Origin of the sequence: Fibrobacter sp. UWB3 (genome assembly GCF_002210405.1) — a bacterium.
GTDB lineage: Bacteria > Fibrobacterota > Fibrobacteria > Fibrobacterales > Fibrobacteraceae > Fibrobacter.
In genome coordinates this window covers 1-23,928 of record NZ_MWQJ01000002.1, presented here as the reverse complement: position 1 = coordinate 23,928, position 23,928 = coordinate 1, and the positions used below count along the sequence as shown (strand labels likewise).

Sequence of the window (23,928 nt, the reverse complement as noted above, 5' to 3'; positions counted from 1 at the left end):
AAGACTGCCTTATTTTAAGGTGTAACCGCCATCGCACACAATAGTCTGACCAATTATATAGTTGCTTGCGTCACTAGCAAGGAACAACGCCAATTCTGCAATTTCTTCAGGCAAACAAACACGCTGTATCGGATTTTGATTGGTAAACAGGTTGTCCCCTTGTTGCAACGAAAACTTCTGCATTGAAGTCTTGACTACCCCCGGGGCAATCGCGTTGACAATGATATTTTCACCAATCAGAGATTTTCCAAGCCCTTCCGTTAAGCCCCTTATATCCCACTTTACCATTCGATATGGATAGGTTGCCCCAACAAAGCCACCCTGAGAAGATATGTTAATAATTTTTCTATACCCCTGTATTGGTTGTTTTTTCCACTCTTTGACCAATTGTTGCGACAAAAAGAACACTCCTTTAAGGTTTGTGTTATAAATTGTATCCCATTCTGCTTCATCGACATTTCCCCAAAACTTCGAGGGTGCGATACCAGCATTATTAATCAGTATATCAATGCCCCCACCAAGTTTCTGCCGCATTTCTTCTATTTTGTCTTGGCAAACATGAACATCGCTCACATCCCATAAAACGTAACACGCATCATGACCAATTTCACCGACGGCAACCTTCAGCTTGCCTTCATTGCGTCCTGTTATGACGACTTCAGCACCACATTGGGCATATTTCTTTGCAATCGCTAGACCAATACCAGATGATCCTCCAGTAACGCATACTTTTTTGCCTTTGAGAACATCTCCATACTGGGGATATGCGATATTAGCAACAACACAGCCTCCGATCCTATAAAATTTTTTTGCCAAGCGAAAAGCCTTGATCGCCTGTTGAAACTTACTTATTACGCCCATTCAATATCCCCTTGAAATCTGAAATTTTGATTACTCGAAAAAGAAGCAATAAACAGCCATATGGTAATAACCACAAAGCAGATTTAACAGCAAACATCAAAATAAAGTTGATTCTACTAACAGATGATATCTCAATATACGGAATAGATATGCAAAAGGGAACAAGGCTAGCACAAAAACCCAAAACGAGAGGAACAGCAAACGATCTAATCACGGGCAATCTATGAAGTCCTATATAATACTTATAAATATACAAGTAATAAACACCAATCAAGCACATCATATAAACCGCATATCCAATAACCGCAGAACCTACAGGAACGGATCGACTTAGGCATATATTAACAACAATAGAAATTACCGATGCGATCGCCGTAGAAATAACCAAGACCTTTGTACGCCCTCTAGCCAGAATGAAACTAAATGCCGGAGTTGAATGTATCTGGACAATCAAGAAAAAACACCACAGCATAAGCCATTTTGAAAGGTAGGCATAATCGGCACCCACATAGGCACTTAGAATTTCTTTCGCAGCAACCATAAACGGAAAACAAAGAACACAGACGAAAATCGTAGTTCTAGTTGTCCATGTATTGACAAAATTTTGAATTTCGATTTTGTCGTTTTTCACAACCATCTGCGAAGAATTCGGGAGGAAAATGGCCGTAAGAGAACCGCAAAGCATGATGATAAACTGAGGCACGACTTCGACAATCCTAAAATCGGCCACCGCTTCCGCACCGTTTTCAGCAAACATGCTTAGAACAATTGGGCGAGACTGCGTCGCCGCCACCTGGAACAAGGACAACGCGAATATCGACAAGCTAAAGTAAAAGACAACACGAAATTCCTTCCAATGAGTAGCAGGCTTCAGCGAATCCAGCAGCCGGTCTCGTTTGCATTTTATGACATATGGAATTATGGCCGCAGCAACAATCGCTGTCAAATAGAAAAAATATTCAATTAATGACAATTTGAAATACAGAACACAGAAAATAAGCGCTATGCGAAGAACAATCATCGCACTATGGACCTGCATTGTAAACGCGATCTTTTTGAATGCGGTAAGCAGCTGCGTGTAGGCTGAAGTCGCCCAGCTGACCGATGCAAAAATCGCCAAGATGTAAAAACATGTCCGAAGCTTGAGAAACTGATTATGCGAAACCGTGAAGAATGACTCGCCAAACCAAGCTAAAAACAACAGCCCTACAATATTAATTGCTGATATAATAAGATAAAATGTGGTGTTGGTATTCGATACCTTCTGAATTAAATCTCGCTTACCTTCTGCCGACCACTGCGAAAAGAACTTAACCGCGCCGGTATTCATTCCTAAATCCAAAAGGTGCATGCAACCATTGCAGGCTGTAGCGATAGAAAGCAGGCCGTAATCAGCCTTGCCAAAATACCCTAGCAGAATTGGCACGGAGACAAAGCCAAAGATTGCATTCAGAACCTTTGACAATGTACTCCAGAAAAAAGAGGATAAGAAATAGTGTTTATTTTGAGACATACTTGGAGAAATTATTTAAAAACCTTTCCTGCTTCTTCTATATATGCTCTGCCGAAACGAGAATCGGGTTCCATATAGTTACCTTCCCCCCATTCATTCCAAGCTTTTATAAATATAAATTTATCTTTATCATTAGGATTTGATTCAACAATTTTCTTTACATCTCGGCACAACTTCCCCCAAAGTTTCGGGCTGTTTTTGTGGAATATAAAACCAGCACCTTTACTACGAGGCGAATGATCAAACATTGGGTCTATACATGGAGTGACATCGGAAATTTCATGAAATCTTTTTATAGCAAAATTTACATAGCTGGAATAATCTATCATTCTTCGCGGTCTATTAAATAATTGCTTTATTCTTAACGAAAACCACTTAGGTGTAAATCTTTTTATTCTGTTATTCCCAAAAGCATCATGTAACGTTTCATACACAAACCTATCATAACAATATGTTCTCGATATATCTAATTTTTCTTTTCCTTGAGCAAAAGCAAAGAATTCAAATCCTTTCAGTCCATTTTCTATAGCAAGAGAATTCCAAGTATTCCTAAATGTTTCAAAATCATGAAAGTTTTTGGGTTCGAATATACCAAACACTAGTTTACCATCAGCATTGCGAATATAGCGATGGTCCTTAAATGCAGGCATCATTTCCATAAAATGAGCCTTATAATCGTCCACCCCCGGATAAGTTTGCTCTATAAGAAGTTTATCCGGAGCATTTGGATTCCATGTTTTTTGATACCAACTATGATTAGCCCAACAAAGACAAAAAGGAAAATTCGGTTTACCACATTCAACAACTTCGCGAAAAACTTTATCAAGAAGTCGTTTGCCATTACCAAACCAATAATGCCAATAACAAAAGCCATCTATTCCCGCTTCACGTGCTAATTCTGCTTGGCGTTCACGCGTTTCAGGAACTCGTAAATCATAAAAAGACAATTCTTGAGGAATACGAGGCTGGTAATGTCCTTTGAACAAAGGCTTTGCACGGGCCACATTAGTCCATTCAGTAAAACCGGGCTCCCACCATTTATCATTTTCTGGAGTGGGATAAAACTGAGGTAAATAAAAGGCGATTACTTTCATTATAAATCCATTTGATAATATTATTTTCTCGTTTTTTTTAACAGCAAAAACATAAACACAACAAGATAATCTATTTTTTTTTCAAACAAAGAAATAAAAACATTTTTTACAAAACTGTAAGTTTTTCTTCCATGTAAAAAGACCTTGTAATACTGCGAATTCCGGATTATTCTAAAGCATTCTTTTTTTTTCATTATAGAAACATTGGAAATAGAAATACGATATAATTTCATGTATAAAAGATTTACGCAATACATTCCATAATAATCCCAATCTTTAGGAGAAAAAAACTTTTTATTTTTCAAAAATAAATAGACATAAAAACGAACAGAATTTTCAAGATAGTCTTTACCTAAATCAATTTTATAAGAAATACTTTCTACATTTGTTCGATAATTGTATAAGATATCAGGAATAAATAAAACAGTCTTTGCAGATTCAATCAACCCTAGTGTCTGAATCAAATCTTCTCCATGGCGCACTTTATAAAAATCAAACAATTTCCGTTTTGGCAATAGTTCTTTCTTAAACGCTTTTATACACATTGAATTATAGTAGGAATTCGTACAAATTCTTTTGATAATTTCATTCAATTTATTCATGGTTTCTTTTACTACTATTTCTTTTTTGGAGTTTATTGCAACATCATTAGACACTCGCTGCCAATTAAAATAAATACAATCAGGATTTTCATTCACAAAATAACTATTCAGAACATCTAAGGCATTTTTCTCAATATAATCATCGGAATCAACACATAATATAATATCACCCGATGCATGGTCAAAAGCAAATTCCCTCGCAGATATTTGACCTCCATTCTCTTTAGTAAATGCTTTTATGTGACGATCTTTAGATTGATAATCTTTACATATTTGATAGCTGTTATCGGTCGATCCGTCATCAACTAAAATAAGCTCATATTTGTCATATGATTGATTCAGCACTGATTCTATACACTTATGCAAGTATTTTTCTACATTATACACAGGAATGCATATACTAAAAAGCAAATCCGTCATAATTTATTTTCCAATTTTTAAAACATTAAGCCAAAGCTCTCTATGAGTTTCGCATTCGATATAATTTCGAATAGCCAAAAGTTCATTTTTCTTGTATTCATTTACAATTATTCGACTTAAATGATGACCTGTCAATTTGTTTATAATTCGAAGTAATAATTTATGGTTATAACCAGAACAAGTAAGCAAAGAACCTTCCAGCATGTTCTTTGCAAATACTTTATACTCCTTTTCAACAAAACCATTTTCTTTTTTTGTTCACTACGAATTTCAGATCAGAATCTCTCAGAACATTTATCAAATCATTGCCTACAAGAGAAGCTATATCACCATTCACAAATAAATTTTTGTTACTTGCAGACGGAGCAATATCAGCACCAATAATAATAGACATTAACGCATCTCCTTACTCGGCAGTCGCAACCATTCTCCGAATTTGTAATCCCATTCTGAAGGATTAAAGTGTTCATACCCAGAACCATGATAAAAAGTCATTTCTCCAAAATATACATTTCCGTTAATGTTATATAAATCAATACGAACATGAGGAAAACCTTTCGATAAACATCTCGCGATATCAAGCATAACTTCAAAATTAAGAGGTTTATCAATAACAACATTTTTTTTTGATGGATATTGAATTGAAAAAGGCAAAAGATTCCATTCTGTATCATAAATATTTCTATGATGTTCTATAAACCTATCATAATCAACTTGTAAACATTTCACGACTCCATCAAAACAGAAAAATTTATAATCCCGTAATTCACCACATTCATCTTCCATATATTTTTCAGCAATTATCCTACGCGTAACAAACTCATAGGGATGCTCGCGATGAACATCTTTAACGCTTTTCTTTTTACGCATAATTTCTCTTATTTTTTCAATAGCAACATTTCGATCAAATTTAGTCGAATCGCGACATATAAAAACACCATTACCTCCAGCTTCATCTGTAATTTTTAAAACATACTGTTGTGGAAGAGAATCCCATTCAATATCGTCAACATTATCCCATACACCGATTGTTGGGATGACATGCTGTGATCCAATTTTTTCTGCAACAATTTTTTTTACAGAATACTTATCAACATACTTAGAATACTCTGATTTAGGTCCAAAAACCTTCAACCACTGTATTTTTTCCGAAAATGTTTTAGGATTTTTCCAATCAATCCACTTACCAAATTTACAGCGATACAATAAAGACAAGTAAATTTTATCAGGCAAAAAAACATTCAAACGAAAGACTATCGCTTCAATAAGATGAATCGGATTCTTGAGCAAGTAATAGAAAAATCTTTTTATCATAATTGATCTTACCTCAAAAAAATACTGCACATAAGGAACTTCTTATATTTTCTCTTTTTCAAACTGTCATACGCGATTCTAATTCCAAAACCATAACCGGACATATCAACATTTATAGATTCCATTATTTCACAATATAACATATATGAAGCATAGTAAACCTTCATATTATGAATAGATAAAATTCGACTAAAATTAAACATAAACTGTTTTAAAAATACAGCACATATATCAGGTGTAATTGGCATTTTTAGTTTTTTGTAATCCTCAATCAGCCGTTTTGTTACCCAAATCGTATCAACAACTTTTCCATTTCCCGTATAAGTATGAGAAATACTTGCAGCATGTTGTCGATATAGAAGCACTTTACTATCAATAACAGCCGCCGTTTTAGCAATATTAAAAACAATCAGTCTATTTACAGAATCTTCAAACCAATATTTTTCAGGGAATTGAATTCGCCCCCATAAACCAGCTTTATACAATTTTCCCCATGGATAGCCAAATATTTTTTGAGGATTGCAGCATCCCACTTTTGAAGAACGCCCTTTTTTTACCCTACCATCGTTCCAAAAATAAGAATAATCCCCCTGAACAACATCAACACCAGTTTGCTTAGCATAATTAACCAAAGCCTCAATAGCTCCATCATATAGCATATCATCAGAATCTAAAAACATAATATATTCAGCATCGATTTCTTTCAATCCTGAATTACGTGCGCCAGAAAAACCTTTATTATCTTGTTCAATAATTTTCAAATTAGGATATTTTTCGTATTCCGCTAAAATCTTTCGAGAATTATCAGGACTCCCATCGTTTATAGCAACAACACAAAATTTATATTGAGTTTTTTGGTTAAAAACTGAATCAAGACATTCCTTCAAATATTTTTCCACATTATAAACAGGAATAATTATTTGGACATCATATTTCGGACTCTTTTTTATAACATTGCAATCACACAACGAACTTTCCCCATTATCAGGAGAAATTGAATTCAAATATTCAAAAGGTTCTAGATCATAAAAACTTTTTATTGGAAAACAAACATAAAAAAAACGGAATAATATCTTATTCAAGATTCTAGGTAATTTGTTAGACAATCGATAAAAGAAGAAAAGAATATTCATATATTAAAAGCCCCTTTTTAGAAAACTAAAAAAAGTAACATTGCTTAATTTCAAAATACTAATTGAAAAAATTACAGAAAAAACAACAGTGGCAACATAGGATTCCCAACGCCATCCCAACTTCAAGTTCAAAAAACTCATAACATATACAACAATATTATAAATTAACATATGCGATAAAAAAATCAACGTGCTTATTTTCCTCATCATAAAATATATAGGCCCATTGTTAAGCTTACATTTTTTTACAATCAAAAAACCAAAAAATATCGTAGGAACGAGAGAAAAATACAAATCATACCCTCTTGCATATTTCATATTAACAACAAAAACATATTCAACAACTAATAACAACAGAGAAACAATAAAGCAAACTATACTTTTTTTTAGAGATAGGGACAAAGGGAAATGAGCAAAGAACATTCCCATAAAAACAAAGAAAAGACCTTCAAACAAGCCATTATTTGTAGAACAAAAAATCATTCTATAAACTTTAACAATTTCAGCAAATAGAGGAAACTCATTTTTTACTGGAGCTATCAGTCCATACCAAGAATTTCCCAAGACACCAATTAAATACAGAATCGATACCAAAGTTGCGATTTTCCTTATAGAACGACATCTATACAATAAGAAAGTCAGTAAAACAACAGCCACAATCGTCGCCTGTAAATACCATAAATGTAAGTAAGATCCTATTAAAAAGAATTTTCTCAAATACGAAACAACATCAATCAAAGCGCTTCTATTATTCTGAGAATAATCTAAAAAATTTATAGGCAAATAAATTACAGACCATACAACATACAATTGAAATATTTTCATCACATACTTTTTTACAACGTCTAAAGATATATTATATAGATTAAACTTTTTATAAAGAAAGAACCCCGAAGCTACAAAAAAGAACGGTACCGCCACCCTTGCGATAACATGTCTAAAAAAATCATACGAAACTCCATAAACATCAACAGGCGCCATAAAAGGAATATGTATCGCAACGACAAGAAGCGAACATATAAATTTACATAAATCTATTGAATTATAATTTTGCATAATAGCAACTCAAGAATAAGCTAATAATTCTGTATATTGATTTTTTTTTGAGCTAAACAATAGCCAAATATAAATCTAGCAGGAAGAGCAATACTCGCATAAGACATAGAGAATAATGTTTTCATAAAATAGATAATAAATAACAATTGCAGAGCTAATCTTACTTGAGGTGTGTAATCTTTAGACATACACTCATTAGCGAAGATAAGCCAGTATAAGGCGTAAATCAAGACTCCCAAAATTCCCTGATTAATAAAAATTTCAAGCCAGTCATTATGTGCATAATTAACAGATACATCTAGTGTTGCATTAGCACCGGAACCAAGTATAAACTGAAATGGTGTTGTAGAATTCCATTGAAAATCAAAAAAATCTGCGTAAAGATTTTCACGGCCACTTCCACGACCATCAGCCATTTCCTGTAATTTTCTTTGAAAAACATAGCTTTCAGCTAACCTTTTTTCAAAACAAGCATAACCAAATGCACTCATAATCAAAATTAATGACATCACACTTATTTTTTGTTTTATGTTTTTCCCCTGTAAATCCTTAAACACGAACCAAAATATGCAAATAACGCAGATAATGATAGCTCCTCTTTTTGACGAGAATAAACAAAAAGAGAGAGAAACACTTAATAGAACATATTGCAACATTTTAGACTTCCTTAATAAAGCGGCCCCGGCAATAAGAGGAACAAACAAGTATCCTGAATTGTTTGTAAAATCGATGCCATCTCTCGTAGTAAGCAAGAACATCGCATGCATTTTTCCATAAAAACTAACACAAGAAAAAAGAAAAAAAACAAAAATTATAATAGGGATATCTTTGGGGTATATATATTTTTCCTTCGTAAAAAAGAAAAAAGAATATATAGGCAATAAACATATAAAAATCGTTTTCAAATATTCACCCGCTAATGGATGTGTTGTTACATGGAATAAAGCGAGCAGACCATAAAAAGAAAAAAGAACTAACAAAATATTTAATCCAAGAAAGAATCTTGGCAACTTATAGTTTAGATTAACAATTATTAAATGATAAAAAGAATGTAATAATAAAAACAAACATATAATTTTCATATAGACAGTTCCTCTAGGAAAGAAACCGCCCTGTAATAAATAAAAGCACCAGCCAAAAACATAAATAAAAAATATCACTCTATTACGAATCATAACAAAACCTTAAGCCAGTCTTTCATAATCTGATTTAGGCTAAAAACAGTTGCATTAATTTTATAATTGTCTTTAACAGTTCTCGAATTTATTAATCTAAGCATAATATTCCCCAATTGCACCTCATCATTATTTTTTACCAAAAAATTATTGTTTAACAACATTTTGGGACCTCCACAAGGGCAATCTGTTGATATACATGGTATTTCCAAAGCCATAGCTTCCATTAAAGAATTAGGCAAGCCCTCAAAATTAGAGCACAAAACAAAAAGTTTTGCCGACTTTATTTTTTCAGCAACATTTTTTACGACTCCAGGTAAGAAAATTCTGTCTTGCAAATTCAACTCTGATATAAGCTGTTCTAATTCTGCACGCAAAAAACCCTCGCCATAAATATAGAGATCATCATCTACTTTATTAGCTATTTTTGAAAAAGCTTTTATTAGCAATTTATGATTTTTTTGTGGAACAAGTCTTCCTGTTGTAACGATATTACGTCGTACTCCATTAAAATGGGTTTTGTAAAACACATCAGCTACAGGATTCAATATAATGCTAGATTTTTTTTGAACAGAAATAGGGAACCACTTGCGAGCATCTTCGGTCTGAAAAACAATATGATCAGCGAATTTGAAAAAAATTTTAGCAAATAATCTTGTAATAAAAGAAGGATATTCTTTTTCAGGATCATTTCTTATTGAAATTATTTTTTTTGTATTCAAACCAAAACAGGATAAAAGCATCCTAAAATTCGGCTCCCCCATAAAGGATAGTACCGCATTTGGATGTTCTTTCTTCACGACATCTCTTAGTTTAAGCAATTGTTTTATATTGTTTATACATCTCGAAAAGATATTTCTTTTTTTGGGGGTTGATAGAACAATTCTCTCTATACCCTCATCTAATTGATATTCAACCTCTCTTTGATACGTTGTAACAACAATACACGAAATGCCTTTTTTATTTAAATAATTTGCCAAAGTGACGATAACTCTTTCTGCGCCACCTCTTGATAAAGAACCGATATAAAAAACTACTTTATGCATTTTAGGTAATAATCCGTCAAATAGTAGGCAGAGGTTTTGATGTCATAACCATTTTGAAGAATCAATTCATATTGATTGTCAAATTTCTTACTATGTTTTAAGAGATTATCACTCCATTCATCCTCATTTTCCAAAGGCAAAAAGGTGATTGAATTTGTAATAGAAATTTCGCTTGTAATTACATCAGAGCAAACCACAGGCAATCCCGCGGCCTGAGCTTCAACCAATGTCACAGGTAACCCCTCATATAACGACGGGAAAAGAAACACATCAAATGCAGACATCATTTTATGAACATCAGACCTCAAACCGGTAAAAATGACAGCTTCATTCAAGCCTAACGAATCAACCTTCTGTTTAATCATAGGCATCAAATCTCCGCCCCCAACAAGTATCAAAATAGAATTGGGCTTTTTTTCATGTACGGTTTTGAAAATATCAATTAGAAAAGCGTGATTCTTTTGTGTGTTAAAACGTCCAACATGACCAATTACAAATTTATTTCCGAGATTAAATTCATCCCGTATTTCTTTTCGGTAGTCTTCAGAATAAGCAAACTTTTCTACATCAATTGCATTCTTCAAAATATTGCATTTGTTTGAATGCGCTATTTTGTAGCCGAATCGATATTCGGCCGCAGCAATAGAACAGCCAAAGAAATAATCAGCAACCTTACGAGTTTTATAGGTAAAAATACGATAAAGCAGATTCTTTAATGAAAAACCTTTGGGTTTTGTATTATGGCTATGCGCTATTGCGTAGCATCCGTATTTCTTCGCTATTTGCAAATAGACATGGGCACAACTACCCAAATGTCCATGAACAATTGTAATTTCAGGGTGAGCCTTAAAGAATGTATCCAAAGCTTTCTTATATTGTTTTCCATTTATAATCTTATAGTATGGAACATAATAAATATTTCCGCCCAGTTGTCGAATTTCATCATCAAAAAAACATTTCTTTGTCGTATGAACAAGAAAATCAAACTGGACTTTAGTTCGGTCAATATGGCGATACAGGTTCATAATCATGTTTTCTGCACCGCCGCAGTCCATCCCATGGAATACTTGAAGAACTCGAATCATAAAATCTATATCTTATTCTTTATATCGGTTGAAGAAATACCCTTAGTATACGGCAAATACTCTATTGACACTCCAACCTTTGAAAATTGTTCCTCCGTTTTATTGTACCGATCTGAACCTTTCCAATCATCGCCAGAAAACAAAACATCGAAATGGAACTTTTCTAAAGCCAGCATTTTATCATCTGTAATTTTAAAATCAACCAATTCTGCATGATCGACACATTTTAGAGCATTTAGTATACGGACTCGTTCATTTTCAGCAAAAACAGGCTTCTTATGTTTGATATTAACAACATAATCATCATCGCAAACACCAACGATAAGTTCCTCGCACATTTCCTTGCATCTTTCCAACAAATTTAAATGGCCAACATGGAACAAATCAAAAACGCCTGCCGTATACCCTACTTTATATTTTTTCATATATTCTCCTTATAATTTTTCTCAAAATCGATTATTTCAGGTTGATGTTTCCACACTTGTTCTTCAAGAGGCGGTAATTGCATATAATCTTTATACCAAGACTTTAACATTCCATCATAATCGGAGTAACCCATAAAGCATGCGTTCTCAAACAAATACTCAGTCATTTTTTGAGGCATATCTGCAGGCATAATGTGATTAAAACCATCCATAGAATTTGCACTTACCAAAGGATAATTGGTATGATTTTGGTATTTCGTCATCTTTTTTAAAAATATACTTCTAATTTTCTTTCTTGATTTTCCCCTAAATAACTTAAGCATCAAATTGGAAATCGTTGCTACAGCAATCGATGTTTTTGAGGGAACAAATTCCCTAGTAAACAGTTGGTAAAGCATCGTATCTAATTTAAAGAACATTTGGTTTAATTTATTATTTGGAAACCGATCTAATGGGAGTATATCAACAAAAATTCCTTTGTGGTAGAGTTTATTCGCTTCGTTCCTTTGTAAAAAGCATGTGTTATTTTTCCTAATTTTTGTAAACGACTGTGTAAAATCAGCATCGGTATCTTTATTTTGAAGGATATAATCTTGATTATTTGATTCAATCCACAATTTGATAAATCTGTTATAATCCTGTCGTTCCATGCACAAATCAATATCATCGTCCCAAGGAATAAATCCCTTATGTCTTACAGCCCCCAACATTGTTCCGCAATATAACGAATACTTAATGTCGTTCTTCCTACAAAAAGCATCTACAACTTTTAAAATTTCAATTTCAACAGAATGAAGTCTAGATAAAATGTTCTCATTATTCTCCATAAACATCCTTCATCTTATTCAAAACACTCTCTAAACCAAAATTTTTTACTTCTTGGATATTGGCATCCCCCATATCAACCATCCTTAACGGATTATCAATTAAAGACTGAATATGACACGATAATAAATTTCCATCACTCGGTTTAAAAAGATAACCACCCTTTTCATCTTCAACCAAATCCACATTCCCACGAATTTTTGAACACACAATCGGGCAACCGCTAGCCATCGCTTCCATCATTGAAACAGATAGTCCTTCGCGGAAAGAAGGGAAAACAAAGATGTCTGCCGCCCTGTATAGCTTTAGAGCATCTGTCCGGTAACCTAGCAAATGGAACTGATTTTCTACACCCAGCTCTTTTGCCAGATTTAGCAAATTTTCCTTTTGATCGCCCAAGCCAGCAACTGCATAGTGAACACTCTTGTTATTCAACTTTGCCAGGGCCTTTACGACAACCTGATGATTCTTGTTTACATTAAGTTCGCCAATCGAGAGCAGCAAAACACAATCTTCGGGAACGCCCATCGACTTCCGGACTTCATTCCTGTCGCACTCTATGTTCTGGATTTTCGAAAGGTCTATCCCTACCCCAGGCACATAGCAAACCTTCTTTGCAGGCATTTTCTTTTGGGCCAGGGCGTAGTCTTCTTTATTGATGGTTATCAAGACATCCGTAAGGCGGGCGCAGATCTTTTCAATCGGATAATACAGCAGCCAATTTTTAAGCGGCGCACCCTTGAAAAAATGGAATCCGTGGGCGGTGTAAAAGACGCGCGTTCCCTGCTTGCGGACTTTGCGACAAACAAAGCGTGCAATCATCGATGCATTTGGGGTATGCGTATGGACAATGTCGTAATGTTCCGTCTCTACAAGTTGCTTGAGCATCTTGTAGGCTTTTAAATTGTTCTTGCTGAACGGCGAGCGAGAAAACGGCATCTCGTGAACTTTGCATTTCAATTTTTCATATACGGAATTGAGCGGTTTCGTTCCCATTGCACAAGCAATTTCAACCGTATGCCCCATGCCGTAAAGCATTTTTATATGCTCTACAAAAAAGCCCATAGTATTTGAAATTGTCGTCACATAAAGGATCTTCATTTTTCGTCCTTTTTCGGCAAATATTCGATGTAGTAGTAACCGTTATCAAGAGTCTTGATAATGCGAATGTCATTAACGGCCTTTGTAGATTGCAAGGAGGCGTAATTGTCGGGTGAAATCGAACCGAAAAGACGGACATGAAGCAACGTGATGATTTTGTTCATCGTTAAGCCCATCAACTTTGCAATACCTTTGTTTCTCCAACGATAATCGACAATGCGACCCCTGAAGCTCTTCCCATTCACAAAGCAACGCAAGAAGAAGTAACCCACAATCTTTTCGCCGTCGAGGACAAGAAATGTGAGGAAAGCCTTGTTCCTGATGATTTTTGAAAGAGTTTTCTCATCGAATGCATGGGGTTTGAAGAACTTGAAGGCTTCTTCAGGTTGTTCGGCAAAAAATGTTGCTAGTGGAGCTGCATCGGCTGGTGCAGCCATGCGGAGTGTAAACTGCCCAGAGCATTCTTTAAGGATTTCCGGGATCTGTTTCAAAGCGTTTCTGTGGGTTAGAGAAAACACAAAAGCATTGCACCATTCAATGATGTTCCAAAGGAACCCGAACTTGTCGCGGAGTATGTGGGCAAGCTTGTAGAGCATCAGAAAGTCTCCGCAATAAGCTTTTTCGCTTCAGCCTGTCCACGGTCATACTGTTCACGGGTGATGCGACCTTCTGCGAGCAAATAATCGGCTAAGTCGGTGGCTGTGTCGCAACCTTCTTCGGTGATTCCATCACGCTTAAAAACTTTACCAAGTGTAGTGAGGATGATTTTGACATCACCGAGAAAGGTGATTTTCTTGATGTATTCAAGATCGTAGCCGATTTTAGCTTCCCAAGTAACAGCATTGCGACCGCTAATCTGAGCAAGTCCGCTGAGCCCTTGACGCACGGAGTGGCGCTTGCGCTGTTCGGGAGTCATAAAGACCATGTCGCGCACAAGTTGCGGTCTCGGCCCAATTACGGCCATGTCGCCCTTGAGGATGTTGAACAGTTCGGGGAGTTCGTCGAGGCTGGTGGAGCGGAGGAACTTGCCGTAAGAATTCAAGCGAACATCGTCAGGGAGCAAATTGCCGTTGGCGTCCTTTTCGTTCGTCATCGTGCGGAACTTGATGAGCTTGAAGATTTTTTCATTAAGACCCGGGCGCGGTTGCGTAAAGAATGGGTTGCCCTTCATCTTGATGGCGCCGAGAATCGTGAGCACGACGAGGACCGGGCTTAGGCAGATGATGGCTGCCAGAGCGCAGCAAAAGTCGAGGGGACGCTTGAGGTAACGGGCGTACATTAGGCAGCCTCACTGGATCCTTCGCTCCGCTCAGGATGACGAAATGAAGAAATGTGACAGGATCCTTCGTGGCTATGCCACTCAGGATGACGTAAGTGGAGATTCCCGATCGAGTCGGGAATGACAACGTCGGCGTGACATGCTGTGTATGCACGACTCTGCACTTACCGCAACCTCGGTGTTACTCCGGCTCATATAAGATAAGGCGACCGCCGCCCTAACCAGCATTGCCGGATGTTAGACATTATATGGGCAAATATAAGTAATATTATTGTAATTTTGTAGGGATTCTGCACATAAAATGACAGAAATCTTATTTTTTTGAGTTGAGGGCCTTCACGACAAGCTGTTGGGAAGGCTTTTGCGGAACAAAATCAACAATTTTCGCTATTTTTGCTGAATACAATCCTCATTTTTATCAAAAACTGCGGATTCCAGACCGCGTTTTTAAGCAAAACAACATGCGAAAATTTTCGCATAATAATTTTTCTCCCTGTTAGCCGATTTCGCCGACATAATGCTAATGCAAAACGCCCGAATCCAGAGGATCCGGGCACATAGGGCTTTGGAGAAATTCTTTTGCTATTTCAGGGCAAGCATTGCCGCAATCACACTGTCCGGCACGTTCTGCGAACGCAGAAAATCAGCTCTCTTGGAATCACGGGCCGCATTGTCCGCATCATTTTTTTTGCGTTCACTTTCTTTACCTTTTGCTTGGCCCTTAAGGAAGGCTTCGGCTTCAAGTGCCTCGTATTCATGACGGTCAAACATGCTAGCCTCCAATGCTTTCAGCAAATTTTAGTTTTCTGCCATTAAGAATATACCACATCTATACGGACTGCGCAAGTGATTGAATTTTTCAACGAAACGGCACAAAAAGCGCCCGAATCCAACGAATCCGGACGCACAAAACTTTTGGGAACGTTTATTTGTTACTTCAAACCAAATCCCTCAGAGACAATATCTTCCGGGACGCCCTTAGAACGGAAAAAATCTGCAATTTTCAACTTTTCAGCATCATTTTTTTTGCGTTCCTGCAAAGCTCCCTTTTCAACACCACTTGCTTGGCCCTTAAGGAAGGCTTCGGCTTCAAGTGCCTCGTATTCATGACGGTCAAACATGTTAGCCTCCAATGCTTTCAAAAGTTCTGGTTTCATGCGGCTTACGCGCAAACGTTCACGAGCATTCACAAAAATCGGGCAAGTCAACTACAATAGCGCGCCAAACGAGTGTCGCAAAATTATGCTTGCATAATTTTATGACCGAGTGCAGCCGCGGACGCCGTAGGCGTCAATATACCTATTTTTCCGCGAAATGGGGTGTGCGTTCCCCGACTTGACTTCATATTCACTGTAAGTGGACCAAACATCCTTATAGATATCCTTCGATCTGAGGACCGAATCGTTGCAGAGCCAAATAGACACCGTTTCCGGAAGCTCATAATAGCGATACTTGCGATCCTCTTCTGATAGGCCCTGAAAGTATGGCGAACGATTAAATTCATACTTACCGCGCAGCGTAAGGTACGAATTATAGAGTTGCATGCGGTCAAAAAAGAACGAGTGGACCTTGTTTTGCATTTCAATGTTAAGATATCGGTTGTCCTTAGTTCGCACCCATACATCGAGACGCGCAGGGTCGTTTTCCGGCATGAAGATGTCAATAGGCTTCTCAAATTCGTATTCTAGGTCAACAATCCCGTGGTCGGGATCCAGCTGAAGCAAGCTGTTAAGGACGTCGCGAATGGTATCTTTGTCGTCCATCAAAATGCGAAAAATCGCCGCGTATTTAGGCAACAAGAATTCTTCACCCTGTTCATTCCTGACAATGTACTTTTTTGTCGATTGGTTGGCGTTGTTATACATGAGTTTTCCTTTTTTAAGATATTGCACCCTTCCCTATTAGTTAACACGCTTTTTTCAGCCAATTCAACCTCTGCTTTTTGTAAAAACACTGTAAAATTCGATTTTATAAAAAGTGTTTTAGTAAAGTTTCATTTTTAAACACCCGAGTTTCATTTCAATACACTACGCCCCAAAATCACCCCAAATTCCCGTTCTTGCATGGGAAATCCGGTTTTGGCACGGAAATTGCTTTAAAAGGGTCGAACAAGAAAAATGGTCCAATTTGGAACAGCTCAAATGTTCGTGGACCAACCAATTTAACAAGGGCGTTGCCCAAAAGAGGATAAGTAAAATGATTAAGCCTTTAGCAGATCGAATCGTTGTCAAGCCGGCCGAAGCCGAACAGAAGACCTCCTCCGGTCTCTTCATTCCGGATAATGCAAAAGAAAAGCCGATGCAGGGTAAGGTCGTGGCCGTAGGTCCGGGTCGCAAGAACGACAAGGGCGAAGTCGTCGCTATGGAAGTCAAGGTTGGCGACGTGGTGCTCTACGGCAAGTACAGCGGTACCGAAGTCACCGTCGAAGGCGAAAACTACCTCATCGTCAAGGAATCCGACGTTATCGCAACGCTCTAATACAAAAAGAATTTAAAAAAAAGGAAATACAAAAATGGCAAAGCAATTGAAATTTGATGTAGCAGCTCGCGAATCCCTCATGAAGGGCGTTGACAAGCTCGCCAATGCAGTTAAGGTTACTCTCGGTCCTAAGGGCCGTAATGTGATGATCGCACGTTCCTTCGGTGCTCCGAATGTCACTAAGGACGGCGTTTCTGTCGCTAAGGAAGTCGAACTCGAAGACGCATACGAAAATCTCGGCGCACAGATGGCTAAGGAAGTCGCTAACAAGACTTCTGACGCTGCTGGTGACGGCACCACGACTGCAACCGTTCTCGCTCAGGCAATCACTCGCGAAGGCTTGAAGAACGTCGCTGCAGGTGCAAACCCGATGGACATCAAGCGCGGTATGGACGCTGCTGTCGAAGCTGTGATCAAGGAAGTCGGCAAGATGGCCGTCAAGATCAACGGCAAGGAACACATCGCTCAGGTCGCAACGATTTCTGCCAACAACGACCCGGAAATTGGCGAACTCCTCGCCAACGCTATGGAAAAGGTCGGCAACGATGGCGTCATCACCATCGAAGAATCCAAGACCGCTGAAACCGTCCTCGACGTTGTCGAAGGTATGCAGTTCGACCGTGGCTACCTCTCTCCGTACTTCGTCACGAACACGGACAGCATGGAAGTCGCTCTCGAAAATCCGTACATTCTCTTGTACGACAAGAAGATTTCTACCATGAAGGATTTGCTCCCGATGCTCGAACATGTTGCTAAGCAGGGCAAGTCTCTCCTCATCATCGCCGAAGACGTCGATGGCGAAGCTCTCGCAACGCTCGTTGTGAACAAGATGCGCGGCACTTTGAAGGTTGCTGCCGTTAAGGCTCCGGGCTTTGGCGACCGTCGTAAGGCTATGCTCGAAGATATCGCAATCCTCACTGGCGGTATGCTCGTCTCCGAAGACACTGGTGCTAAGCTCGAAGATGCTCCGGTTACCGTTCTCGGTAAGGCAAAGTCCATCACCATCACTAAGGACAACACCACGATCGTCGAAGGTGCTGGCGACGCCGCTTCTATCAAGGGCCGTATCGCTCAGATCAAGAAGCAGATCGAAGCTACCACGAGCGACTATGACCGTGAAAAGCTCCAGGAACGCTTGGCAAAGCTCGCCGGTGGCGTTGCTGTGATCAAGGTCGGTGCAGCTACCGAAGTTGAAATGAAGGAAAAGAAGGACCGCGTCGACGACGCTATGCACGCAACTCGTGCCGCTGTCGAAGAAGGTATCGTTCCGGGTGGTGGCGTTGCTCTCATCCGCGCTGAAAAGGCTATCGACGCTCTCCAGTTCGACAATGCCGACCAGAAGACTGGTGCTGCAATCATCCGCCGCGCTATCGAAGAACCGCTCCGCCAGATTGTCCAGAACGCGGGCCTCGAAGGTTCTGTGGTTGTGAACAAGGTCAAGGAAGGCAAGGACGGCTTTGGCTACAACGCTAAGACCGACACTTACGAAGACCTCATCAAGGCTGGTGTCATTGACCCGGCTAAGGTGACCCGCACGGCCCTCAAGAACGCCTCCTCCATCGCTTCGATGATCCTCACGACTGACTGCGTGATCACCGAAAAGAAGGAACCGAAGGCTCCGGCAGCTCCGGCTATGGATCCGTCCATGGGCATGGGTGGCATGATGTAATCAACCGCAAAACGCGCGCGAATGTCAAACGACAAGTGCGCGCGGCCTAGAATTTCATATTCTAACTCCACTGAAATCCCGACTCTAACGAGCTCGGGATTTTTTTTGATTCACCGTCATTCTGAGCGCAGCGAAGAATCCAGTCATTTCTTGATATCGCAATACAAGACTTAACTGGATGGGGCTACGCCCCAACTCTTTGGCTCGGTTATAAAAAAGAGTTAACTCTTTTTTGCAACACTCGCCTTCTGAGTTGTCCTCACGTTGTTCGGAATGACGCAAAAAAAACATTTTTCATCGCCTAGAATTTGTGTATTTTCAGGATAAAAGGAGCGATTATGAAACTGAAATACTTTATACCTATTTTTGCGCTAGCCACTGCCACCGCAGCAAACGCGCTCCCGTTCAAGATTGCCCCGTACGGCGAATTCGAGTGGCTTTGGGCTGATGGCGATGGAATCTCAAATTCGCAGATTGACTTTGAGGATTCCGACATTGGACTTAGAGGGCAACTAGGCGCTATCATCAGAAAAACGGTTGTAGCGGATTTATTTGTGCAGACGGGAATTGTTGCTGGAGGAGCTTTTGCGCAATACAAAAACAAACCCTTAGTCTACAATCATTATTATTTAAAACGTGGACACTTCGGCATTCCTTTAAGCATCGGCTACACATTCATCAACAGAATTAATGTTCAGGCCGGAACGCAATTTAACATGGAACACAGCGACACCCATTATGTGAATCATGAGTATCATGCTTATCATGCTGAGTTCGACTTTACCGCCGGCGCATCGTACAATATAACCGAGAACAATGAACTCGGAATAAAACTCACCATCCGCCCCAACGAAACTGCCCTCGGCATAAGCTACAACTACTGGATTTTCTAATCCAAGCTGTCACCCCTCCCTACGTCATCCAGAAGCCCCCTTCAAACGTCATCCTGAGCGCAAAACACTCTCGTCATCCTGAGGAACGTAGTGACGAAGGATCCAGTTACTGTACTCATCAAGACGTCATCTTGAGGAACGTAGTGACGAAAGATCCAGTAAAGTCTTGTTATCGCAATACAAGACTTTACTGGATTCCTCACGTTGTTCGGAATGACGATGCATAAAAAAAAGGAGCCCGCAGGCTCCTTTAAATTTCATCTAATAACCAAAGACTAACGACCAACAGCCAATCGCTAGAACATCTTTCGGGTATTGCGCTTGGGTGGCGGAGCAGCGTCCTTGCCCTTCCCTTTCTTCTTGGGCTGCGGGGCTTCGTAGCGGTTGTTTTCGACAACACCCTTGTTACTGAACAACGTAGCGTTATCCGCAGACTTTGTCTGCGACGAGAAATGGTTGCCATCGCAACGTTCCGTCGGGCCGTAGCCCGCCGTGTAGAGGCAGTAAGTCTTTTCAGAGCAGAATTCGCCCGCAATAAGACCCGTGTGGTTGCAGATGCCACGGCTAATCACGCCAGGCGGAACCGGGAACGGGAGCTTCGGCAAATCCTTGTGCAGTTTAGCCATCGTCGCCATCCAAATCGGGAGAGCGTCTTCGGTACCCGTATGACCGGCACCCATGGTCCCCGGCGTATCGGAACCCACCCAAACACCCATCGTATACTGCTTCGTGAAGCCGATGTACCACGTATCCGTGTAATCGTTCGTCGTACCCGTCTTACCACCGCTCGGGTGGCGGAAACCAGAAGCCCACACACGGCCGGCCGTACCGCGAACGTTCACGTCCTTGAGCATATCGACCATCAAGTAAGCCGATGCCGGGCGCAAGACCTCGTGTTCGACCTTGGAATTCTTCTCCACCACTTCGCCATTGCGGTCCACGATAGATTCAATCATGTACGGCTCGATGCGGTTACCGCCGTTCGGGAACACCGTGTAAGCAGACGTCATTTCCATAAGCGTTGCCCCCACGGAACCAAGAGCCAAGCTCGGAACCGCCTGCAACGGAGCGCGCTTGATGCCGAACTTGCGAGCGTAGTTCACCACGTTGCTAAGGCCGTACTTCATACCGGTCAAAATTGCAGGAAGGTTCTTGGACTTGTACAGAGCGCGACGGAGCGTCATCATGCCTTCGAAGTCGTGTTCGAAGTTCCCCGGGCGCCAAACCTTGTTCGGATTCTTGTCATCCGGATCCGGAATCGTCACCGGCTGGTCGTTCACAGAGTCGCAGGGGCTAGCACCGTTGTCCATTGCGGTCGAATAGACGATCGGCTTGAACGAAGAACCCGGCTGGCGTAAGGACTGCACGGCACGGTTCCACTTGGACTTGTTGAAGTCGCTACCGCCCACCATGGCGCGGATTGCACCAGTCTCATTCTCAATTATAATTGCAGCTACTTCTGCGTGATGATAACGGATACTGTCCGGGAAACGGGCATACTGGCCACGCTTGTTGCGAACCGTATCTGCAGCGAGGTATTCCTTCTTGAAGAGCGTGTAGACGCTATCAAAGTGTGCGACAACGCTGTCTTCGGGCATGTCGTACTTCTTGGTGAGCTGGAGCCTGCGAGTAGCGCGGTACTTGATGCGGCGACGGACACGTTCAACCTGTGCATAGGCGACACTGTCAAGGAACGCCTGAATTTCCGGGTCAATCGTACTATAGACGGACACGCCATCGGCATAGAGCGAATTTTCGCCATACTTCTTCTCCATATACTTGCGTATTTCTTCGAAGAAATAAAGGCCCGTTCCGGTCACATCTTCTTTCTTGGCGAGCACGATCGGTTCTTCAATATACTTGCGGTATTCCTCGTTCGTGATATAGCCGGCATCGCGCATAGCATAGAGCACAGTGTTACGACGGCGCTTGGAAGCCTTCGGATGACGGTCAGGGCGATACGTTTCGGGGCGCTGCAACATGCCTGCGAGCACGGCGTATTCCGGGATAGAAAGGCTATCGAGCGGCTTGCCGAAGTAGTACTTGCCTGCCGCCTGAAAACCGTAGTTACCGCCAGCGAGGTAAACTTCGTTCATGTAGAATTCGAGGATTTCTTCCTTCGTGTAGGTCTGTTCGATGCGGATAGCCGTCATCATTTCCTTGATCTTACGGGAAAGCGAGCGTTCCGGCGTGAGGAAGAGGAGCTTGGTGAGCTGCTGGGTCAAGGTCGATGCACCGCGGAGCTTGTTGCCCGAGACGGCACTTTCGATAAGCGCAGACGGAATCGCCCAAACGTTCATGCCCCAGTGCTTGTAGAAAGCTCGGTCTTCGGTCGCCATCACCGCATGAATCGCATTCACAGGGATTGAGTCAATGGATGTCCATTCGCGGCGTTCCACGAAGTATTCATGCGCAATTTGACCATCCTTGTCGTAAATATTCGTCACAAGTCGCGGATTGATCTGTTCGAGCTGCGAAAGCGACGGCAGTTCCGGCGAGTAATGAATATAGACGACTAGCGCAGCAATAAACGCCACGAAAATCGGGCACATGAAAATAAAGAACCAGCGGAAAATCTTGTTGGCAAAGGCAATCTTCACCACGCTCCAAATTTTCTGCCAAACAAGGGAACCATACTTGACGATGGCCGCGCCTAAAATCTTCATGAATGATTTGAACTTATCCATTTTAAGTCACACTAAAAAAGTTTGGGGACAAAAATAGCTAAATGGTAAAAGTTGTTCAAACCAGGGCGAATGAAATTAGGGGAAAATGAGGCCGGGAATGCGAAAAATGCAGCTGGGAATGCGGAAAATGCAGCTGGGAATGCGCCGGGAAGTGATTAAAAATGCTGAAAATGCGATTGAAAATGCGCCCGGAACCGCGCCAGAGTCGCAAAAAGCGTACAAAAAGCTTATTTCGCAAAAATTTTCACTTTTTTCGCCCTTTACCCTTGACATAATTCTCGATTATTCTATATTTGGACCCGTCAACGAGAGAAGACAACAAAAACAAAACGCGGATGTAGCCCAACTGGATAGAGCGTTTGGCTACGAACCAAAAGGCTCCAGGTTCGAGTCCTGGCACCCGCAGAAGAGAAGACCAACCGAAAGGCTGGTCTTCTTTTTTTTCATCTTCGTCGTCCTGAAGCCAGTAGGGCTGAAGGACCCAATCACATTCTGCGTCTCCGTCATTCTGAGCATTCCGCGTTCTCGTCACCCTGAGCGCAGCGAAGGGTCCAGTTATTTCTCGTATCACAACACAAGACTTCACTGGATTCTTCCGCCTTCGGCGTCAGAATGACGCAGCACAAGACTTTACTGGATCCTTCGGGCTTTCAGCCCTCAGGATGACGCAATAGAAAAGAGCCCTCTTGCCTCCCCTACTTGCTTTTGTGTATTTTCCTCCTTATGGAACAAAAAAGCTACACATACATTCTCTTCAGCGAAAGAAACGGCACCTTGTACGTAGGCGTAACGAATAATATTATTAGACGAGTTACAGAACACAAAGAAAAGCAAATCCCAGGATTTACCCAGCAATACGGAGTAGACAAACTAGGATACTTCGAAGAATACAACGATATACGTTTAGCAATCCAACGCGAAAAAGAACTAAAAGGATGGAACCGAAAAAAGAAAATTGCGCTAATAGAATCTATAAATCCACACTGGAACGATCTTTTCTACGAATTGCAGTAATCTAGCTTCTTCGTTATGCATCTCCATCATTCTAAGGAACGAAGTGACGAAGGACCCAGTTATATCTTGCATCGCATTCTCGTCATTCTGAGCGTAGCAAAGAATCCAGTCATTTCTTGCATCGCATTCTCGTCATTCTGAGCGTAGCGAAGAATCCAGTCATTTCTTGTATCACAACACAAGACTTTACTGGATGTTTCGAGGCTACGCCTCTCAACATGACGCTAAACGCTTCGGCGTCAGAATGACAGCCAAAAC

The 23,928-nt window shown here is 40.4% G+C and carries 24 protein-coding genes and 1 tRNA gene; 5 read left to right on the top strand and 20 right to left on the bottom strand.

What is annotated here, in order from left to right; genetic code table 11:
- Positions 1–9: 9 nt before the first annotated feature.
- The 19 genes from B7991_RS02690 to B7991_RS02605 all read right to left on the bottom strand — a co-directional run bounded on the left by B7991_RS02690 (position 10) and on the right by B7991_RS02605 (position 16,794).
- Positions 10–861 (bottom strand): SDR family NAD(P)-dependent oxidoreductase, encoded by an 852-nt coding sequence (locus tag B7991_RS02690; protein ID WP_088629484.1) that lies wholly within the window; start codon positions 859–861, stop codon positions 10–12.
- The gene (locus B7991_RS02685) at positions 845–2,374 is read right to left on the bottom strand and encodes a lipopolysaccharide biosynthesis protein (RefSeq protein WP_088629752.1); all 1,530 of its coding nucleotides are present in this window, start codon (positions 2,372–2,374) and stop codon (positions 845–847) included. The genes B7991_RS02690 and B7991_RS02685 overlap by 17 nt, the downstream gene beginning before the upstream one ends.
- Before the next feature lie 11 nt (positions 2,375–2,385).
- Complete coding sequence (locus B7991_RS02680) at positions 2,386–3,468, bottom strand: glycoside hydrolase family 99-like domain-containing protein (protein WP_088629483.1); 1,083 nt, start codon at positions 3,466–3,468, stop codon at positions 2,386–2,388.
- A gap of 20 nt (positions 3,469–3,488) precedes the next feature.
- Entirely contained in the window at positions 3,489–4,490 is a 1,002-nt protein-coding gene (locus tag B7991_RS02675) for a glycosyltransferase family 2 protein (RefSeq protein ID WP_088629482.1), read from the bottom strand.
- Positions 4,491–4,722: 232 nt separating this feature from the next.
- Positions 4,723–4,884: a hypothetical protein gene (locus tag B7991_RS14765; RefSeq protein ID WP_176421746.1), complete on the bottom strand. Its 162-nt coding sequence runs from the start codon at positions 4,882–4,884 to the stop codon at positions 4,723–4,725.
- The gene (locus tag B7991_RS02670) at positions 4,884–5,804 is read right to left on the bottom strand and encodes an ATP-grasp fold amidoligase family protein (RefSeq protein ID WP_217898033.1); all 921 of its coding nucleotides are present in this window, start codon (positions 5,802–5,804) and stop codon (positions 4,884–4,886) included. Before B7991_RS02670 ends, B7991_RS14765 begins: the two co-directional genes overlap by 1 nt.
- A gap of 8 nt (positions 5,805–5,812) precedes the next feature.
- On the bottom strand, positions 5,813–6,937 hold the full coding sequence (locus tag B7991_RS02665; RefSeq protein ID WP_088629480.1) for a glycosyltransferase family A protein: 1,125 nt from the start codon (positions 6,935–6,937) through the stop codon (positions 5,813–5,815).
- A gap of 3 nt (positions 6,938–6,940) precedes the next feature.
- On the bottom strand, positions 6,941–7,993 hold the full coding sequence (locus tag B7991_RS02660; protein WP_088629479.1) for an acyltransferase: 1,053 nt from the start codon (positions 7,991–7,993) through the stop codon (positions 6,941–6,943).
- A 20-nt stretch (positions 7,994–8,013) separates the two neighbouring features.
- Positions 8,014–9,168, bottom strand: a complete 1,155-nt coding sequence (locus B7991_RS02655; RefSeq protein ID WP_088629478.1) for an O-antigen ligase family protein — start codon at positions 9,166–9,168, stop codon at positions 8,014–8,016.
- Positions 9,165–10,214 (bottom strand): glycosyltransferase, encoded by a 1,050-nt coding sequence (locus tag B7991_RS02650; RefSeq protein ID WP_088629477.1) that lies wholly within the window; start codon positions 10,212–10,214, stop codon positions 9,165–9,167. The genes B7991_RS02655 and B7991_RS02650 overlap by 4 nt, the downstream gene beginning before the upstream one ends.
- Complete coding sequence (locus tag B7991_RS02645) at positions 10,202–11,299, bottom strand: glycosyltransferase family 1 protein (RefSeq protein WP_088629476.1); 1,098 nt, start codon at positions 11,297–11,299, stop codon at positions 10,202–10,204. The genes B7991_RS02650 and B7991_RS02645 overlap by 13 nt, the downstream gene beginning before the upstream one ends.
- A 5-nt stretch (positions 11,300–11,304) precedes the next feature.
- On the bottom strand, positions 11,305–11,724 hold the full coding sequence (locus B7991_RS02640) for an adenylyltransferase/cytidyltransferase family protein (protein WP_088629475.1): 420 nt from the start codon (positions 11,722–11,724) through the stop codon (positions 11,305–11,307).
- A complete protein-coding gene (locus B7991_RS02635; protein ID WP_176421744.1) occupies positions 11,721–12,551 on the bottom strand; it encodes a phosphorylcholine transferase LicD in 831 nt (276 codons plus the stop codon). The genes B7991_RS02640 and B7991_RS02635 overlap by 4 nt, the downstream gene beginning before the upstream one ends.
- Positions 12,541–13,650: a glycosyltransferase family 4 protein gene (locus tag B7991_RS02630; protein WP_088629473.1), complete on the bottom strand. Its 1,110-nt coding sequence runs from the start codon at positions 13,648–13,650 to the stop codon at positions 12,541–12,543. The genes B7991_RS02635 and B7991_RS02630 overlap by 11 nt, the downstream gene beginning before the upstream one ends.
- Complete coding sequence (locus B7991_RS02625) at positions 13,647–14,246, bottom strand: transcriptional regulator (RefSeq protein ID WP_088629472.1); 600 nt, start codon at positions 14,244–14,246, stop codon at positions 13,647–13,649. Before B7991_RS02625 ends, B7991_RS02630 begins: the two co-directional genes overlap by 4 nt.
- Positions 14,246–14,929, bottom strand: a complete 684-nt coding sequence (locus tag B7991_RS02620) for a sugar transferase (protein WP_088629471.1) — start codon at positions 14,927–14,929, stop codon at positions 14,246–14,248. The genes B7991_RS02625 and B7991_RS02620 overlap by 1 nt, the downstream gene beginning before the upstream one ends.
- 582 nt (positions 14,930–15,511) lie before the next feature.
- Positions 15,512–15,700, bottom strand: a complete 189-nt coding sequence (locus B7991_RS02615; protein ID WP_088629470.1) for a hypothetical protein — start codon at positions 15,698–15,700, stop codon at positions 15,512–15,514.
- A gap of 161 nt (positions 15,701–15,861) precedes the next feature.
- A complete protein-coding gene (locus B7991_RS02610) occupies positions 15,862–16,086 on the bottom strand; it encodes a hypothetical protein (protein WP_217898032.1) in 225 nt (74 codons plus the stop codon).
- A gap of 99 nt (positions 16,087–16,185) precedes the next feature.
- Complete coding sequence (locus B7991_RS02605) at positions 16,186–16,794, bottom strand: PD-(D/E)XK nuclease family transposase (protein ID WP_088629468.1); 609 nt, start codon at positions 16,792–16,794, stop codon at positions 16,186–16,188.
- Positions 16,795–17,125: 331 nt separating this feature from the next.
- Here B7991_RS02605 and groES point away from each other — a divergent pair, with 331 nt between their 5' ends.
- From groES to B7991_RS02585, 3 genes are all read left to right on the top strand, one after another.
- Positions 17,126–17,407 carry a co-chaperone GroES gene (gene groES / locus B7991_RS02600; protein ID WP_088629467.1) on the top strand — a complete coding sequence of 94 codons (282 nt, stop codon included), beginning with the start codon at positions 17,126–17,128 and terminating at the stop codon, positions 17,405–17,407.
- A gap of 34 nt (positions 17,408–17,441) precedes the next feature.
- Positions 17,442–19,076, top strand: coding sequence for a chaperonin GroEL (gene groL / locus B7991_RS02595; protein WP_012819906.1), 1,635 nt, complete (start codon positions 17,442–17,444; stop codon positions 19,074–19,076).
- 338 nt (positions 19,077–19,414) lie between these two features.
- The gene (locus B7991_RS02585) at positions 19,415–19,969 is read left to right on the top strand and encodes a hypothetical protein (RefSeq protein WP_088629465.1); all 555 of its coding nucleotides are present in this window, start codon (positions 19,415–19,417) and stop codon (positions 19,967–19,969) included.
- 296 nt (positions 19,970–20,265) lie between these two features.
- Here B7991_RS02585 and B7991_RS02580 read toward each other — a convergent pair whose 3' ends face one another.
- Positions 20,266–22,656 (bottom strand): penicillin-binding protein 1A, encoded by a 2,391-nt coding sequence (locus tag B7991_RS02580; protein ID WP_088629464.1) that lies wholly within the window; start codon positions 22,654–22,656, stop codon positions 20,266–20,268.
- A 331-nt stretch (positions 22,657–22,987) separates the two neighbouring features.
- On the opposite strand from B7991_RS02580, the gene B7991_RS02570 reads away from it, so the two are divergent.
- Both B7991_RS02570 and B7991_RS02565 read left to right on the top strand, forming a co-directional pair.
- Positions 22,988–23,061, top strand: a tRNA-Arg gene (locus tag B7991_RS02570).
- Between the two features lie 318 nt (positions 23,062–23,379).
- Complete coding sequence (locus tag B7991_RS02565) at positions 23,380–23,670, top strand: GIY-YIG nuclease family protein (RefSeq protein ID WP_088629751.1); 291 nt, start codon at positions 23,380–23,382, stop codon at positions 23,668–23,670.
- Positions 23,671–23,928: the final 258 nt, after the last annotated feature.